Annotated in this window: 12 protein-coding genes; 4 read left to right on the forward strand and 8 right to left on the reverse strand. The window is 72.5% G+C overall.

What is annotated here, in order from left to right:
- Positions 1-171 precede the first annotated feature (171 nt).
- The 3 genes from ACFY0K_RS41460 to ACFY0K_RS41470 form a co-directional block, all read right to left on the reverse strand.
- Entirely contained in the window at positions 172-948 is a 777-nt protein-coding gene (locus tag ACFY0K_RS41460; protein ID WP_390644229.1) for a GNAT family N-acetyltransferase, read from the reverse strand.
- A 73-nt stretch (positions 949-1,021) separates the two neighbouring features.
- Positions 1,022-1,876 (reverse strand): GNAT family N-acetyltransferase, encoded by an 855-nt coding sequence (locus tag ACFY0K_RS41465; protein WP_390644231.1) that lies wholly within the window; start codon positions 1,874-1,876, stop codon positions 1,022-1,024.
- A 450-nt stretch (positions 1,877-2,326) separates the two neighbouring features.
- Positions 2,327-2,989: a chaplin gene (locus tag ACFY0K_RS41470; protein ID WP_390644232.1), complete on the reverse strand. Its 663-nt coding sequence runs from the start codon at positions 2,987-2,989 to the stop codon at positions 2,327-2,329.
- A 307-nt stretch (positions 2,990-3,296) separates the two neighbouring features.
- Between ACFY0K_RS41470 and ACFY0K_RS41475 the strand changes: the two genes are divergently transcribed.
- A complete protein-coding gene (locus tag ACFY0K_RS41475; RefSeq protein WP_390644234.1) occupies positions 3,297-4,928 on the forward strand; it encodes an alpha/beta hydrolase in 1,632 nt (543 codons plus the stop codon).
- Positions 4,929-4,935: 7 nt separating this feature from the next.
- On the opposite strand, the gene asnB is transcribed toward ACFY0K_RS41475, so the two are convergent.
- Positions 4,936-6,774 (reverse strand): asparagine synthase (glutamine-hydrolyzing), encoded by a 1,839-nt coding sequence (gene asnB, locus ACFY0K_RS41480; RefSeq protein ID WP_390644235.1) that lies wholly within the window; start codon positions 6,772-6,774, stop codon positions 4,936-4,938.
- A 324-nt stretch (positions 6,775-7,098) separates the two neighbouring features.
- Positions 7,099-7,878 (reverse strand): alpha/beta fold hydrolase, encoded by a 780-nt coding sequence (locus ACFY0K_RS41485; RefSeq protein ID WP_390644237.1) that lies wholly within the window; start codon positions 7,876-7,878, stop codon positions 7,099-7,101.
- Positions 7,879-8,046: 168 nt separating this feature from the next.
- Between ACFY0K_RS41485 and ACFY0K_RS41490 the strand changes: the two genes are divergently transcribed.
- Entirely contained in the window at positions 8,047-9,141 is a 1,095-nt protein-coding gene (locus ACFY0K_RS41490; protein ID WP_390644239.1) for a chemotaxis protein, read from the forward strand.
- A gap of 66 nt (positions 9,142-9,207) precedes the next feature.
- Positions 9,208-10,233, forward strand: a complete 1,026-nt coding sequence (locus tag ACFY0K_RS41495) for a Gfo/Idh/MocA family protein (RefSeq protein WP_390644240.1) — start codon at positions 9,208-9,210, stop codon at positions 10,231-10,233.
- Here the strand turns inward: ACFY0K_RS41495 and ACFY0K_RS41500 are convergent.
- Together ACFY0K_RS41500 and ACFY0K_RS41505 are read right to left on the reverse strand one after the other, a co-directional pair.
- Complete coding sequence (locus ACFY0K_RS41500; RefSeq protein ID WP_390644242.1) at positions 10,223-12,256, reverse strand: phosphocholine-specific phospholipase C; 2,034 nt, start codon at positions 12,254-12,256, stop codon at positions 10,223-10,225. The genes ACFY0K_RS41495 and ACFY0K_RS41500 overlap by 11 nt on opposite strands.
- A gap of 140 nt (positions 12,257-12,396) precedes the next feature.
- Positions 12,397-12,810, reverse strand: coding sequence for an SsgA family sporulation/cell division regulator (locus tag ACFY0K_RS41505; RefSeq protein ID WP_351960993.1), 414 nt, complete (start codon positions 12,808-12,810; stop codon positions 12,397-12,399).
- A gap of 348 nt (positions 12,811-13,158) precedes the next feature.
- Between ACFY0K_RS41505 and ACFY0K_RS41510 the strand changes: the two genes are divergently transcribed.
- Complete coding sequence (locus ACFY0K_RS41510) at positions 13,159-14,580, forward strand: PP2C family protein-serine/threonine phosphatase (RefSeq protein WP_390644243.1); 1,422 nt, start codon at positions 13,159-13,161, stop codon at positions 14,578-14,580.
- 80 nt (positions 14,581-14,660) lie between these two features.
- On the opposite strand, the gene ACFY0K_RS41515 is transcribed toward ACFY0K_RS41510, so the two are convergent.
- Entirely contained in the window at positions 14,661-16,157 is a 1,497-nt protein-coding gene (locus tag ACFY0K_RS41515) for a hypothetical protein (protein ID WP_382730105.1), read from the reverse strand.
- Between the last annotated feature and the right edge of the window lie 205 nt (positions 16,158-16,362).

Genomic DNA, 16,362 nt, shown 5'->3' on the forward strand with positions numbered 1-16,362 from the left:
AGGTTCCAGTTGGTTCACCACTGAGCCCGGCGCCCGCGGGGGGTGGCGGCAAAACCCCCACCACGGGGGCCCCGGGGGGGGGGCCGGGGGCCCGGGGGGGGGGGGGGCCCCCCCCGGGGGGCCCCCCCCCGCCGCGCGGGCGCGCCCGGGACCCGGTCGTACCTCCTGCCGCTACTCCGGGGAGAGGTACGGCGTGGTCGTGGTCAGGGCGTGGAAGCCCAGCCGTTCGAGGATCGGCCGGCTCGTGGGCAACGCGTCCACCTGGAGGTACCGGCAACCGTGAGCGGCGGCGACCCGGGCCCGGTGGGCCACGAGGGCACGGTACACACCGCGTCCGCGCCACTGGGCCACCGTGCCGCCGCCCCACAGACCGGCGAACCTCGCCCCGGGCACCAGCTCCACCCGGGCGGCGCTGACCGGCTCGTCCCCGGCGAGCGCGACCAGGGCCACCATGCTGTCCGGCTGGTGGGCGAGCCGCGTCAGCAGCTGGTGGCGCAGCTGCGAACCGTCGGTGCCGAAGGCCTTCTCGTGCACGTCCACCACGAGTTCGATGCCCGCCCGGTCGGTGGCGGGCACCACGCGCACGCCGTCCGGCAGTTCGGCGTCCAGGCTCAGCCGGGCGACCTCGCCGATCATCAGCGTCTCCTGCGGCTCCGGCCTGAACCCGGCCGCGGTCAGCCGGTCACCGAGGTCCGACGGCAGGTCGTGACCGTAGACCTTCCACTCGAACTCCTGCCCGTGGGCGGCGAAGAACTCGACCTGCCCGGCGATCGCCCGGTCCGCGGTCGCTTCGTTGAGGTCCGACCAGAGCACGCCGTTCCATCCCCCGGCGTCCGAGACCTGGCGCACCACCGCGCCCACGCGTTCGACCCGGTCGCCGGGCCCGTCGGGCCGGGCGCCCTCGCGCATGTCACGGTCGTACAGGGCGAGTACGGCTTGGTGATCCATCCGAGCACTCCACCATCCGGGCGCGACGGCGGCAACACCTTTTCCCGTGGCGCCGGGTGCCCGGGCCCGCAGGTCAGCCCAGTTCGAGCGTCGTCACCCCGAAGACCCGCTCGCGGGCGTGGTCGCGCACCGGGCCGGTGTACATGCGGGCGGTCTCGAACGAGGGCGCGAACCCGGCCTCCTCCACGAGGGCGACCCCCGCCGTGCTGATCTCGGGTACGTCGATGGCGACCTGGCCGCCCGCCGCCTCGGCGGTGAGGGCGGTGAACAGGGCGCGGGCGTCCTCGGCGGTGTCGGCGAAGAGGGGGCCGATGCGCAGCGTGTCGCGGCCGGGGCGGATCACGCCGTAACCGGTGAGGCGCTCGCCGTCGTGGCGCACGAGCGCCCGGTGCCCGGGGGTGGTGAGCCACGCGGCCACGAAGCGCGGCCGGTCGGCCGGGCAGCAGGCGCTGTCGTACGACGTGACGGCGGCCAGGTCGGCGGCGCGCGCGGGCCGGACGCCGGTCGGGGTCCCGGCGGCGCGGGCCTCGCCCACGAACCGGGCGGTGCGGTAGGCGAGTTCGAAGCCGGACTGGCGGTAGTTGTCCTGCTGGGCCACCACGCCGTCAAGGCCGACGGTGCGGTTGCCGGCGTGGGCGAGTGCGGTCTTCCAGGTGGTGAGGCCGTGCCCCTGGCCGCGCAGGTCGGGGCGGACCAGGTACCAGCCCAGGAAGGCGTAGTCGGCGCCGTGGTTGACGACGGAGATGGCCGACACCGGTTCGCCGTCGACCCGGCCGACGAAGAACCCGTCGGGGTCCTGGGCGAAGAAGGCGGCAGTGTCCGACAGCCCGGGGTTCCAGCCCTCGTCCGCCGCCCAGCCGACGATCACCGGCCAGTCGTCGGGCGTGGCCCGGGTGACGACGAGGTCCTGCGGGGCCGGAGAGGTCATCGATGCGCTCCATTCCGTCACGGTGTCCGCTCGCGCGGCGACCGGCGCCGCGCGCCCGCAGCATCCTTCCCGATCACCGGGCGCCGCGCCACGACGGGATCAAGCCGTTGACGTACTACGTGGGCTTCGGGTCTGCCGGGCTGCTGACAGCCGCTTTGCCGGACAGTCGCTTTGCCGGACAGCCGGTCTGCCGGACAGCCGGTCTGATCTCCCGATCTGCCGGGCTGCCGGCCTGTCAGTCTGCCGCCCTGCCGGGCTGCCGGGGCTGCCCGGTCTGCCGGGCTGCCCGGTCTGCCGGGCTGCCGGTCCGCCGGTCCGCCGGTCCGCCGGTCCGCCGGCCGAATGCTCGGCGCCGGTGCCCCGGGGAAACGGCGGAGGCCCCACCGGTCATGTCCGGTGGGGCCTGCCGGTGCGCGGTGCGTCAGTCCGCCCCCGTATCACGCCGGCCGGTCAGCGCGTCCGGCCCGGGCGGAAGCGCCGGTGCAGGGCGGTCCCGGCGAGCAGCAGCGCCGCGCTGCCCGCCGCGGCGGCGCCGGTGAGGTCCGTGCCGGTGTGGGCGAGGGTGGCCTGGGCCGGCGGCACGGCGGGGTGGTGCGCCTTGGGCTCCGTGTGAGTCTTCGGCGGGGCCGGCGGCTTGACGGTGGGCGGCTCCGGGGTGGTCTTCGGCGGGCTCGGGTGGTCGCCGGAGGTGTCCACCGAGGTGTTGCCGGTGGCCGGGTTCAGGGCGCCGACCACGTTCACGCTGTTGCCGCTGACGTTCACCGGGAGGTCGACCGGCAACTGGATGCCGTTGCCGGAGATCACCCCGGGCGAGCCCTCCTCGGCTCCCTGTGCGGTCGTGCCGCCGGGCGCGCCGTCGGTGGCGTCGCCGCCGCCCTCGTTCGCGCAGGTGTTGCCGGCCGCCGGGTTCAGGAGCCCCACCACGTTCACGGTGTTCCCGCACACGTTCACCGGGAGGTCGACCGGCAACTGGATGCCGTTGCCGGAGATCACCCCGGGCGAACCGGCCGCGGTACCGTCCGCGCCGGCGTCGGCCCAGGCCGGAACCGCTACGGCCATCGCCCCGGAGGCGGCAGCGACGGCGATCACACCGTTTCGGGTAACCCGTTTCATAGGTTCCCTGCCTTCCAGACATGATTGCGGGCGCTCGCCCGCAACGGTTAAAACGCAGGCGAACCATGTGAGTTATGGCTTATCCACATTTCACCCCATCGAGCGACACTGATCTCGAACCGTCAGTAAAAGTATGCAAGGGCATCGAAAGGGGGCGGCCCCGCGGAGGCCAGGCGCGGACAGGCGGAGAGCAGGGCAACCCGGCCCGGCCCGGCCCGCTCGCCGGGAGGCGGGTCCCGCGGAGCCCGCTTATGGTGAGCGAAAGCCCTGTACCCGGTCCGCCACGGAGCGTCCCTGGAGGCCCTCGATGCCTGCCGTGCCCCGTACCCGGCCCGCCCTGCGGCGCTGCGCAGGCGCAGGCGCGGCAGCGCTGGCACTGCTGGGCGGCGGGCTGCCCGCGACCACGGCGGCCGAGGGCGGCGGGGAGCAGCCGGACCTGGCCCTGTTCTACCGGCAGAAGGTCAGGTGGGCGGCGTGCAAGGACGTGGAACTGCCCAAGGACATGCAGTGTGCCAGGGTCACCGTCCCCCTCGACTACGCACGGCCGGCCGCGGGCACCCTCGATCTGGCGCTGGCCCGCTACCGGGCGACCGGGAAGTCGCGGGGCTCGGTCCTGCTGAACTTCGGCGGCCCGGGCGGCTCGGGCGTCAGCCAGCTCGGGCAGGACGGCAAGGAGTTCATGAGCCTGACCAACGGCTACGACGTGGTCGGCTTCGACCCGCGCGGGGTCGGTCGCTCCTCCCCCGTCAGCTGCGGCGAGGGCACCGGCGACCCCTCGGACGGCGCGAGCGGCGACGAGCCCCCCGACGTCGCGCGCCCGCAGGCCCTGATGAAGGAGCTGAAGCAGCTCACGCTCCGGTGCGCCAGGAACTCCGGGCCGGTGCTCTCCCACATAGGCACCGTGAACGCCTCCCGGGACCTGGACGTCATCCGCCAGGCGCTCGGAGACAAGAAGCTGAACTACCTGGGCTTCTCCTACGGCACCAGGCTCGGCGCGGTGTACGCGGCGCAGTTCCCGTACAACGTGGGCCGGATGGCGCTGGACGGCGTGGACACCCTGACCGAGTCGCTGGCCGAGCAGGGGGTGGCCGGGGCCCGGGGGCAGCAGACGGCGCTGGACGACTTCCTGGACTGGTGCGTCACCGACCGGGGGTGCCCGTTCGGGCAGGACCGGCGCAAGGCCGGTGAGGCGGTCGTGAAGCTGGTGCGCTCCCTCGACGAGGACCCGGTGCCCTCCGACTTCGGCGGCCCGTTCACCGGCCAGGACCTGGTGTCCGCCATGGGGCAGGGGCTCTACGGCAAGGACCTGTGGCCGCAGATGGAGCGGGCACTGGCCTCGCTGATCGACGACGGAGACACCCGCGGGGTCCAGAACCTCGCCTCCGGCGGCTCCGCGCTGCCGCACGGACAAGGGCACGGACCCGGGCACGGGCACGGCGGCGGGCTCGTGGACAGCGCGGACATCCCCGTGGACAACCTCTCGGCCGCGCTGATGGCGATCAACTGCGCCGACGACCCGGACCGGCCGGGCGCCCTGCGGCTCACCCGGGACATCGCCCGGCTGAACCAGGAGTACCAGCAGGTGTCCCCGGTGTTCGGCCGGTTCCGGCTGACGCAGGTGCTGCTGTGCTACGGCCGGCCGCGCGGCACGGACTTCATCCGGGAGAAGGTGAAGGACGTGCCCTCCGCGCCGATGCTGCTGGTGGGCACCCGCGGTGACCCGGCGACGCCGTACAGCTGGACGGTCGAGACGGCGAAGCGGCTCGGTCCGTCGGCCGTGGTGCTGGACAACCGGGGCGACGGCCACACCGGGTACACGTCGTCCAGGTGCGTGCGCGGCAAGGTCGACGACTTCCTGCTGTACGGCACGCTGCCGCCCGACGGCAGCTCCTGTCCGGCGGACGGTGACGGCGGCTCCGTCACCGGCTCGCCGGGGTGAGGCCCGCTCAGGAGAGGGTGAGCTCCGGGTCGTAGAGATCGATCCAGTGGGCCAGGTCGAGGGTGCGTTCCAGGCCGCGCCGGTCGGCCTGGGTGCTCAGCTCGGTCCGGTGGGCCGCCCGGTCGGCCTTCTCGCGGTCGACGAGGTCGAACACCCGGTGGTCGGGCCGGGCGACCAGGTCCTTGACCTGCTCCTGGAGGGCGCGGCCGTACTCCGGGTCCTGGGTGGACGGGTAGGGGCTCTTGACCCGGTCGTACACGGACTGCGGGAGGACGTCCCGGGTGGCCTCGCGGAGGAGGGTCTTCTCGCGGCCGTCGAAGGACTTGAGGGCCCAGGGTGCGTTGTAGACGTACTCGACGAGCCGGTGGTCGCAGAACGGCACCCGGACCTCCAGGCCGACGGCCATGCTCGTGCGGTCCTTGCGGTCGAGCAGGATGCGGACGAAGCGGGTGAGGTGCAGGTAGCTCATGCGCCGCATCCGGAACTCGAAGTCGCTCTCGCCGTCCAGGCGTTCGACGCCGGTGACGGCGGAGTGGTGGGCGTCGGCGATGTAGTGCTCCAGGTCGAGGGACTTGGCGAGGTCCGCGCGCAGGACGCCGGCGTCGTCGCCGAAGTGCCGGGCGAACTGGACGAGCCAGGGGAAGGTGTCGGCGGTGCGCGCCTTCTCGTCGAAGAACTGCAGGTAGCCGCCGAACACCTCGTCGGCGGACTCGCCGGACAGCGCGACGGTGGACTGGTCGCGGACGGCCCGGAACAGCAGCAGGAGCGAGGTGTCCATGTCGCCGAACCCGGCCGGGAGGTCGCGGGCCCGGATCACCCGCTCGCGGACCGCGGGGTCGGCGAGGCTGGCCACGTCGAGGACGATGTCCTGGTGGTCGGTGCGGGCCAGGCGGGCCACGTCGTGCACGAAGGGGGTGTCGGGGGTGGTGCGCAGTTCGTCGGCGACGAAGTTGTCGGTCCTGCCGACGAAGTCGACGGCGAAGCTGCGGACCTTCTCGCCCTGCACGGCGAGCCGGCGGGCGGCCAGCGCGGTCATGGCGGAGGAGTCGAGGCCGCCGGAGAGCAGGGTGCAGCGGGGCACGTCGGCGACCAGCTGGCGGCGCACGATGTCGTCGAGGAGTTCACGGACGGTGGCGACGGTGGTGGCACGGTCGTCGGTGTGCGGGCGGGTCTCCAGCCGCCAGTAGACGCGGGTGCGCAGTCCGTGGCGGTCGACGGTGACGACGGTGCCGGGTTCCACCTCGCGCATGCCCTCCCACACGGCGTGTCCGGGGGTCTTCACCATGGTGAACAGCTCGCGCAGGCCGTCCAGGCCGACCCGGGGGCGGACCAGCGGGTTGGCGAGGATCGCCTTGGGCTCGGAGCCGAACAGGACGCCGTCCGGGGTCGGGTACATGTAGAAGGGCTTGATGCCCATCCGGTCGCGGATCATCACGAGCTGGTCGTGGCGGCCGTCCCAGACGGCGAAGGCGTACATGCCGTTGAGCCGCTCGGCGATGGCGTCGCCCCACTCCACATAGCCGCGGAGCACGACCTCGGTGTCCGAGTCGGTGGTGAACTCGTGGCCGCGGGCGGCGAGTTCGCGGCGCAGCTCGGTGAAGTTGTAGGCCTCGCCCGAGTAGACCATCGCGACGGTGCCGTCCGGGGTGCGGACGGTCATCGGCTGGCGGCCGCCGGGCAGGTCGATGATCGCGAGCCGGCGGTGCCCCAGGGCGGCGGGGCCCTCGCTCCAGGTGCCCCGGTCGTCGGGGCCGCGGCAGGCCATGGTCTCCGTCATTGCATCCAATGCGCGCTTCTCGGTGGTGAGGTCACGGTCGAAGGAGACCCAGCCGGTGATGCCACACATGCGTTACCTCCCGCTGCCGGCCAGCCGGGGAAATGCGCGCCACCTGCGGTTCCGCGGCGCAGGCAATTGCCCGAGCGAACCACTTGTATTCAGCACCTATATAGCGAGGGTGCGCCCGGGACCTCGGCCGGTCAACCTGGCCGTAACACGAACGGAGTACCCCACCCCCGCTTTCGGACGCGCTTTGCCCGCGCGAGGCCCGCAAAGACGCCTCACCGCGGGCTCCGAACGCCGCGAACAGGCCAAGCGCAAAGAGTTTCCCAAACGGGTCGGCGCCGCGGCTTTCGCCGGGCGCCGGTCACCTGGTGCTGTCGGGGGCTCGCGCTACGCGGCCGGGGACAGGAACCTGTCCAGCACCGCCGTCAGCTCGGCAGGCCGCTCCACCGGCAGCTCGTGGCCCGCGTCGATGATCCGGACCTCCGCGTCCGGGTAGGCCTTGGCCATCCGCAGCATCTGCCCCACCGGCAGCTGGATGTCGTGGTAGCCGTGCACCATCAGGGTGGGCGCGGTGATCTCGCCGGCCCGGTCGAGGACGTCGAAGGCCCGCATGGCGCCGTAGAGCGTCATCACGACCTCGCGCGGGGTGCCGGCGGACGCGCGGACGTACTCCCGGATCTGTTCGCGCGGGTAACCGGGGGCGAAGGCGCGCTGGATGTTGGCGGCGACGAACAGCTTGAACGGCACGAGGGTCGAGGCCGCCATCAGCAGCCCGCGACCGCGGCTGTACGTCATCCGGCCGATGGAGTTGACCAGGACCATCCGCTCGACCCGGTCGGGGTGGGCCAGGGCGAGGGTCTGGGAGATCATGCCGCCCATGGAGTGGCCGACGGGGACGAAACGGTCCACCTCCAGGTGGTCGAGGAGCGCGACCACGTCCTGGGCCAGCTCGGCGACCGTTTTCACCCCGGCCCCGGTGCTCTCACCGTGGCCGCGCAGGTCGAGCCGGATCACCCGGCGGTCCCCGGCGAAGTGCGCCACCTGGTGGTCCCAGCGGCGCCGGTTCGCGGTCCAGCCGTGGATGAACACCAGCGGCGCGGCGCCGCCGTCGCGGGGGCCCTCGTCGTCGTACGTCAGTGCCGCTCCGTCGACTTCGAGCTGCGGCATGCGGGCCTCCTGGGGCGTGATCCGGTTACTGCCGGGTACGGTAACCGGCCGTCCTGCCCGCCGTCACCGGTCGCCGGGCCTCAACACGGTTACGGCGCACCCCGGATCCGAAGGCGCCGGAGAATTACCCCAAATGCCGCAATGGCGAATCGGTCCTATGGTGCTGATATGGAGCACGCACTCAGTCCTTCGACCCTTGCCGAGCTGCGCCGCCCGCGCCCCTATCCGGCCGTGTCGGTGCTGACTCCCACGCACCGCCGTGAGCCCGACAACGCCCAGGACCCCGTCCGGCTGCGCAACGTCGTGGCCGAGGCGAAGAAGCAGCTGGAGGCGGATCCCGCGGTCACCCGGGACCGGCGCTCCGACGTGGTCGGCCAGCTCGAACAGGCGCTCGCCGAGGTCGACCTGACCTACACCGAGGACGGCCTGGTGATCTTCGCCGCGCCGGGTGAGCACCAGGTGTGGTCGCTGGCCCGCAGCGTGCCCGAGCGCGTGGTGCTCTCGGACACCTTCCTGACCCGCAACCTGGTCTCGGCACACGCCGCCGAGCGCCCGTTCTGGGTGCTCTCGATCTCGGCCGACCGCATCACGCTGTGGAACGGCGGCATCGACCGGGTCACCGAGAGCCGGTCCGGCGGTTTCCCGATGACCCGCCCGCGACGGAAGTTCGACGCCGAGCGCCAGGAGCAGATCGGCGACACGCCCAGCACCTTCCGCGACGAGGACACCAAGCACTTCCTGCGGGACGCGAACACCGCGATGGCCGCGCTGCTGCGCGACGAGCCGCGGCCGCTGTACGTCACCGGCGAGCAGGCCGCCCTCTCCCTGTGGGAGGAGCTCGGCAACGTCGCCAGGCACAGCATCCCCGTGCGGCACGGCGGTCTCTCGCACGCCGGCCCGGAGGCCGTGTGGCAGGCGATCACCCCGCTTCTCCAGGCGGAGTCCCGCCGGAGCATCGCGTCGGTGACCCGGGAACTCGATTCCGCACGGGGCCACAAGACGTTCGCGGCCGGTGTCGACGAGGTGTGGCAGAGCGCCCGCGAGGGCCGCATCCGGCTGCTCGCCGTCGAGGAGAACTACCGCACCACGGTCCGCGACGACGGCGACCACCTGGTCCCGGCCGCCAGCGGCGACCTCGACGCCCGCGACGACATCGTGGACGAGATCGTCGAGCAGTGCCTGGAGACCGGCGCCGACGTCCGCTTCGTGCCGGACGGCACCCTGGGCGACGAGGACGGCATCGCCGGCGTGCTGCGCTACTGACGGGCCCCTCACCCGGCCGACGTAGGCTCTGGAGCGTGATCGTCGGCCGAGAGGGAGTGTGTGGGCGTGGCTGAGTTGCTGGGCGTCGCGGTGCTGGGTGCCGGACACATGGGAGCCGACCACATACGACGGCTGGACCAGGTGGTGAGCGGTGCGCGGGTGGCCGCGGTGGCCGACCCCGACCTCGACCGCGCCAAGGAAGCGGTGGCCGACCTGGACGGCGTCACCGTGCACGCGGACCCGCTGGCCGCCCTGGCCGCGCCGGGCGTCGACGCCGTGCTGATCGCCTCTCCGGGCCCGGCGCACGAGGAACCGCTGCTCGCCTGCTTCGAGCGCGGGCTCCCGGTGCTGTGCGAGAAGCCCATGGTGCCGGAGTCCACCGGTGCGCTGCGGGTGGTGGAGGCCGAGGCGGGGCTCGGGCGCAGGCTGGCACAGATCGGGTTCATGCGCCGCTACGACGCCGAGTACGGGCGCCTGAAGTCGCTGCTGGACAGCGGCGGCCTGGGCCGGCCGCTGATGCTGCGCTGCACCCACCGCAACGTGTCCTCGCCGCCCGGCTTCACCAGCGCCATGCTGATCAACAGCTCGGTGTCGCACGAGATCGACGCCGCCCGCTGGCTGCTCGGCCAGGAGCTGACCGCGGTGACCGTGCTGCGGCCCCGGCCCTCCGCGGGCGCCCCCGAGGGGCTGCTCGACCCGCAGCTGGTGCTCTTCGAGACCGACGGCGGCGCCGTCGTCGACGTCGAGGTCTTCGTGAACTGCGGCTTCGGCTACCAGGTGCGCTGCGAGGCCGTGTGCGAGCAGGGCAGCGCCCGGATCGGCGAGGACCACACCATGCTGGTGACCGCGGCCGGCGGCGCCCGCGAGGAGGTGGCCCAGGACTACCTGGTGCGGTTCGCCGACGCCTACGACCGCGAGGTACAGGCCTGGGTGGACGCCACCAGGCAGGGCCGGGTCACCGGACCCAGCGCCTGGGACGGCTACGCCTCCTCCGTGGTCGCCGAGGCCGGGGTCCGGGCGCTGGAGAGCGGCGGCCGTACGGCAGTCGCTCTCGCCCCGCGCCCGGACCTGTACGCGGGCGTCAGCCGCTGACGCTGGCGGCGCCCGTCTCCAGATGGCCGGTGAACCGGCGCGACCAGGTCGCGTCGGAGTCCACCGTGACCGTGAAGTCGTACCAGCCGCTCTGGTACGCGACGGCGTTGAAGTAGTCCTCGGTGGCGGTACCCGCAGCGACCGTGTACGTCCAGGGGCCGTCGGTGCGGTAGTTGTTCGAGGTGATGGTGAACTTCACTGACGTGGAGCCGGTGTTGGCCAGCTTGAACCACACGGCGAGCTTGCCGGTGCCGGGCTCCACGGCGTAACGGGTGCTCACCTCGGCCGACTTGCCGGCCTTGGTGGCGTCGCCCTGGAAGCCTCGCAGGAAGCGGTTGGGGCCGACCATGGTGATGTCGTACTTGCCGGCGCCGTTCCCGGTGCCGATGTTGAAGTAGTCGGAGGCGGTGGCACCGGCGTCCACCGTGTACTGCCAGGGCGTGGTGCCCCGGTAGGCGTTCGGGTGGATGGAGAAGTGGGCCGGCCGGGTCGCCGGGGTGCCCTGGTTGGCCATGGTGAACCAGGCGCGGACGGTGCCGGCGGTCCCGAACTCCAGGTGGTCCAGGTAGCCGTTCGGCTGGTAGGGCAGCGCGCGGGCCGGGCGGGTGCCGGACTCCTGGCCGGGCAGGGCGTTGGTGGTGGGCACCGGGTTGGGCAGCGGGCCGCAGGTGGAGTACCCGATGACGCCGGTCGCGGGCAGTGCCACGGCGCCGTGGACCGGGTTGGCGAAGTCGAAGACGCTGGTGAGGTCGCCGCTCACGGCGCGCCGCCAGGCGCTGATGTTGGGGCAGTTAGCGGGCTTGCCGAGGGCCGCCGTCCAGGTCTCCAGGAAGCGCAGCACCGAGGTGTGCTCGAAGACCTCGGAGGAGACCCAGCCGCCGCGGGTCCAGGGCGAGATGACGATCATCGGGACCCGGAAGCCGAAGCCGTACGGCACGCCGTTCAGGAACTCGCCTGCCGTGCCGGCGGGCGGGGCCGGCGGCGGGACGTGGTCGAAGTAGCCGTCGTTCTCGTCGTAGTTGAGGAACAGGACGGTGGAGTCGAAGACGTCCGCGTCGGCCGCGAGGGCCTGGTAGACCAGGTTGACGAAGTGGGCGCCGTCGCCGGGCGGGGCGTAGGGGTGCTCGGAGAAGGCCTGGTCGGCGACCACCCAGGAGACCTGCGGGAGGGTGCCCGCGACGACGTCGGCCTTGATCGCGGCGGCGATGTCGTCGGGGGTGGAGCCGGTGACCGCGGGGACGGAGGACATGCCCCGGTCGTAGAGCGGGTTGCCGGCTCTGGCGTTCGCGAAGTTCTTGAAGTACGCGCAGCCGTTGTCCCCGTAGTTGTCCTGGGCGTTCTGGTAGACCTTCCAGGTCACTCCGGCGCTCTGCAGGGCCTCGGCGTAGTTCTGCCAGGTCAGGCCGGACTCGTCGCCGCCGTCGTAGCTGGCGGAGTCGACCTTTCCGCTCCACAGGTAGGTGCGGTTGGGGCCGGTGGCGCTGAGGGTGGAGCAGAAGTAGGCGTCGCAGATCGTGTAGTTGTCGGCGAGCGCGTAGTGGAAGGGGATGTCGGCGCGGTCCAGGTAGCCGAGGGAGCGTACGTTGCCGACGCCCGCGACCCAGTTGTCGAGGCGGCCCTTGTTCCAGGCGGAGTGCTGGGAGGACCACGAGTGCGGGAGGTCGCCGTTGCACTGGGCGAGGGTCTCGCCGTCCTTGCCGCCCGCGTCGGGGGTGGCGCTGAGCTTCCACGGGTACTGGCGGCCCGTGCCGTTCGGCTGGTTGAAGACCGGATGGCCGCCGCTCAGGGTGATGCCGCTGCGGTCGGCGAAGCCGCGGACGCCCTTGAGGCGCCCGAAGTAGTGGTCGAAGCTGCGGTTCTCCTGCATGAGGATCACCACGTGCCCGACGTCCGAGATCGTGCCGGTCGCCGTGCTCTTGGCCGCGGCCGTAGCAGCGGTCCGTGGGCCGGCGGCGCCCACCGTCATGCCCGCCGCAACGGAAGCGCCCAGTCCCACGAAGCCTCTTCGGCTGATCGGTGTCATTGGCCCCGTCCTCGTCACCGGTGCGCCCGTGCGGCGCACCGCGCGTCAGGGTGCACGGGGCGGTCGGCAGGCTCCGGGCCGGATCGGTGAGGCGGGAGTGAACAAAGGTCAAAGTCCGGGTCGGTAGCGCCCCGTGCGCCTCACACGCCCCCGAAGAGCGTGCTCAGGCCCCGCTCGACGACGGCCTCGACGTCCTCCTGCCCTGGGGCCACCACCTCGTGGGTGCGCTGCAGGAACCGGAACAGCGCCTGGGTGTCGAACTGGAGCAGGGCGAGGCCGTGCGGCGAGTGGAACTCCACGGCCGTCCGGCCCGGGCCGCAGGGCCAGATGTGGACGTCCCCGCGCCCGGCCGGGGCGCTGAGCCCCTGGTCGAGGAGCGAGCGGGCGAAGGTCCAGGTGACCTCCTCGCCGCCGAGGGTGACCTCGGCCGGGAAGTCGACGAAGACGGCCAGTGGATCACCCGAGGTGTACCGGAGCGTGGCGGGCACCGGGACCTCCTCGTCCTCGGCGGTGATCAGCCGGGCGCGGGCGGCTTGCTCGAAAGAGATGTCCATGCCTGTAGGACTCCGGGACGGCTCCTCGCATGACGCGAAATCCGGACAGAGTTGCCGCGGTTGGCCGAGACCGCGACACTGTGAACACACAGGCGTCGAACAACCGCCCGAGCGCGACACGAAGAGCCCGCGGAGTCCGCCGAATCACGTAGTCCCACTACGACTCGTGCCGCCACTCGCGTACACCTTTGATGGGCCTCGACCAGCCCATGAAGACTCTGGCATATGCCAGAAGCACCACCGTATCGTGTGTTGCCAAATCCCTTACGGGGCGTCGCAGGCTGTGCAACAGTCGTAACCGGTCCCCCCGTCCGCCCTGGCCGTTCAGTCCCCGCATCGGAGTGCGTCATGCCGTCCCATGTCTCCGCGGGCCGCCCCGCAGCGCAGCCGCCCGGGCGCGGCTCCGTCGAGGCGTTGATATCGCAGACGCGGCGGCTCAAGGGCGACGTGGACGCGGTGCGGCGGGACACCCGGAGCTCGGGTTCGGACTCCGAGGAGCGCTGGCAGCGGGCCCTGTACGACCTGGCACTCCATCAGCTCAACGACCTGGACGAGCACTTGGCCCAGCTGCGGGACGGACCGGCGCCCCTGCCGGCCGGCGCGGAGACGGCACCGGCCGGTGGCGCCGCGCCCGCCCCGGGCTCGCTGCTCAGCCGGGTCGGCAGCGCGGAGTGGAACCTCCTGACGGACGAGGCGAGCTGGTCCGGCGAGCTCTTCCAGATCCTCGGCCGCGACCCGGCCGCGTCCGCGCTCACCCTCGACGAACTGCCCACCCTGGTCCTGGACGAGGACCGGCCCCGGCTGACCGCGATGGTCACCGACTGCCTGGTCGACGCCAAGCCGATCGACGGCGAGTTCCGCGTCCTGCGGCCCGACGGGAACGTGCGGACCGTCCACATGATGGGCGAACCGGTGCTCGACGGCGACGGCGGCACCGCCTCGATGTGGGCCGTGCTGCGCGACGTCAGCGAACTGCGGCTCAGTCAGCGGACGGTGCGCGACACCCGCGACACGATGCAGCGGCACCGCCGCCGGGCCGAGACCGAACAGCGGCTCGCCGTCGAGTTCCAGGAGGCCGTGCTGCCGCCCGGGCACGATGCCCTGCGGCTGCCGGGCCGGGGTCCCGGCACGCTCGACGTCGCCGCCCGCCACCTGCCCGCGGCGGCCGGAACCCTGCTGGGCGGCGACTGGTACGACGCGCTGGAGCTGTCCGACGGCGACACCCTGCTGAGCGTCGGCGACCTCACCGGCCACGGCGTCGCCGTCGCCTCGGCCATGACGATGCTGCTGGGCGCCGTACGCGGGATGGCGATGGCCGGCACCCGGCCGGGGCAGCTCATGTCCCTGCTGAACCAGTTGCTCGACGCCACCGTGCAACCGGCGCTGGGCAGCGCGGTCTGCTGCCGCTACCGACCCGCCACCCGCACCCTGACCTGGGCACAGGCAGGACACCCCGCCCCGCTGCTGTTCCGCGGCGGGACGGGGCGTGCGCTCAGCGCACCCGACGGTGTGCTGCTCGGTGTCAGCTCGGGAGCCGGTTACGGGCAGGCCGAAGTCACCCTGGAACCGGGCGATCTGCTCCTGCTGCACACCGACGGAGTGGTGCCCGGGCACAGCGGAGCGGACTCCCTGGACGTACTCCTCGGCCTGGCACCCCGGTTCGGGGCGGCGCGCACCGCCCAGGACTGTGTCAGGGCCGTGGTCGAGGAGTTCGGCGAGAGCGGGCGCGCGGACGAGGCCTGCGTGCTGGTCGCCAAGGTGAGTGAATAGGCAGGCAGAACGCGGCGCAGGGAGAGGCAGCGGGTGCCGTCCTGCTGCGATCAGCCGGCTCGTGTCGAGCGCACCGGCCCCTATGCCTGCGCGCTGTTGTGGTTCCCCTTGGTCCTGGCCCTGGGCAGGGCCAGCTTGATCTCCTCCCGCAGTTCCTGGATCCTCGGGTAGCTCGAATACTCGGCGGTGAGCCGGTACATCTCGCGCAGCCGGTCCCAGGTGCGGTGGGAGGAATTCGACCCCATCGACATCAGGGCCAGCCGGGCGTAACGGTCCGCCTGCTCGGGATCGTCCGCGATGAAGCAGGCGGAGGCCATGGACAGGAAGTCGAAGATCTTCGACCGCTGCCGGCCGTCGACCCGCAGGGCCAGTGCCTTCTCCGCGTAGTGCTGGGCGTGCACGGCCGCGGCCGGGTCGTGCTCGGCCAGCGTGCGGTAGGCGAGGGCCTGCATGCCGTACAGGTCCTCTTCCTTGAACATCTGCATCCAGCTCGGCGGCGGCACGTCGCCCCGGTCGGAGACGAACAGGTCCTCCGCCTGGCCGAGGGTGCGGCGCATCGCCTGGCCCTTGCCCATCGACGCCTGTGCCCAGGCCTCGATGGTGTGGAGCATCGCCCGGGTGCGCGGCAGCACCTCGTCGCCGGAGCCGGACTTGGCGAGCTTCATCAGGTCCAGTGCGTCGTCGGGCCGGCCGAGGTGCACCATCTGGCGAGCCGCCCTGGAGAGCGCCTCCCCGGCACGCGGCCGGTCGCCGCCCTCACGGGCCGCGTGGGCGGCGATGACGAAGTACTTCTGGGCCGTGGGCTCCAGGCCGACGTCGTGCGACATCCAGCCCGCGAGGACGGCGAGGTTGGCGGCGACGCCCCACAGGCGCCGCTGGAGGTGCTCGGGGTGGCGGTAGGCGAGCATGCCGCCCACCTCGTTGAGCTGTCCCACCACGGCCTTGCGCTGGAGGCCGCCGCCGCGGGCCGCGTCCCAGGCGCGGAACACCTCGACGGAGCGCTCCAGTTCCTCCATCTCCTCGGACCCGATGGGGGCGGCCTCGTAGCGGTCGAACCCGGCGGGGTCGGCGTGCAGAGGATCGTCGAGGACGGGGGCGTCGGCCTTGAGTGTGGGGTCGGTGTGCAGCCACTCGTACATGGCGCTGCTGAGTACGGATCCCGCGGTGAGCGCGGCACCCGCGCCCACCAAGCCGCGTCGGTTGAGCATGAGGTCCATTCCCGTGAATTCGGTGAGGACCGCGGCGGTTCGTTCGGGCGCCCACGGCATGCCGTCGGGATGTTCCACGTTCCCGTCGTCCGGCCGTTTTCCCGTACGCCCGTGCCGTACCAGACCGAGGTCCTCGATGGTCACGACACGGCCGAGACGCTCGGTGAACAGAGCCGCCAGCACCCGCGGCACCGGATCGCGCGGGATCTCTCCCGTGTCGATCCACCGCCGCACCCGGGAGGTGTCGGTCGCCAGCTGGGGGTGGCCCATGGCCGCCGCCTGCCGGTTGACCAGCCTCGCGAGTTCGCCCTTGGACCAGCCGGCCAGGCCGAACAGGTCCGAGAGGCGGGTGTTGGGTTCTCCGGTCACGTCAAGCCCCCAGGTTCTCGGCTGAGTTGACAGTAGCCCCGTGCCGGTTGCCGGGCGACTATTCGCCATGGTTCGCCAGGGTGCGCCAGATGGTGTGCCACTGGGCAACGGGTGTCAGGTAGGAACGCGCCACCCCGACCCGGTCGCCACTGACGGGCACACTCCCCAGGGTGTGCCCGGGCGGCCGGGACGGGCTGGGCGCGAG

Origin of the sequence: Streptomyces sp. NPDC001507 (assembly GCF_042894765.1) — a bacterium.
Taxonomy (GTDB): domain Bacteria; phylum Actinomycetota; class Actinomycetes; order Streptomycetales; family Streptomycetaceae; genus Streptomyces.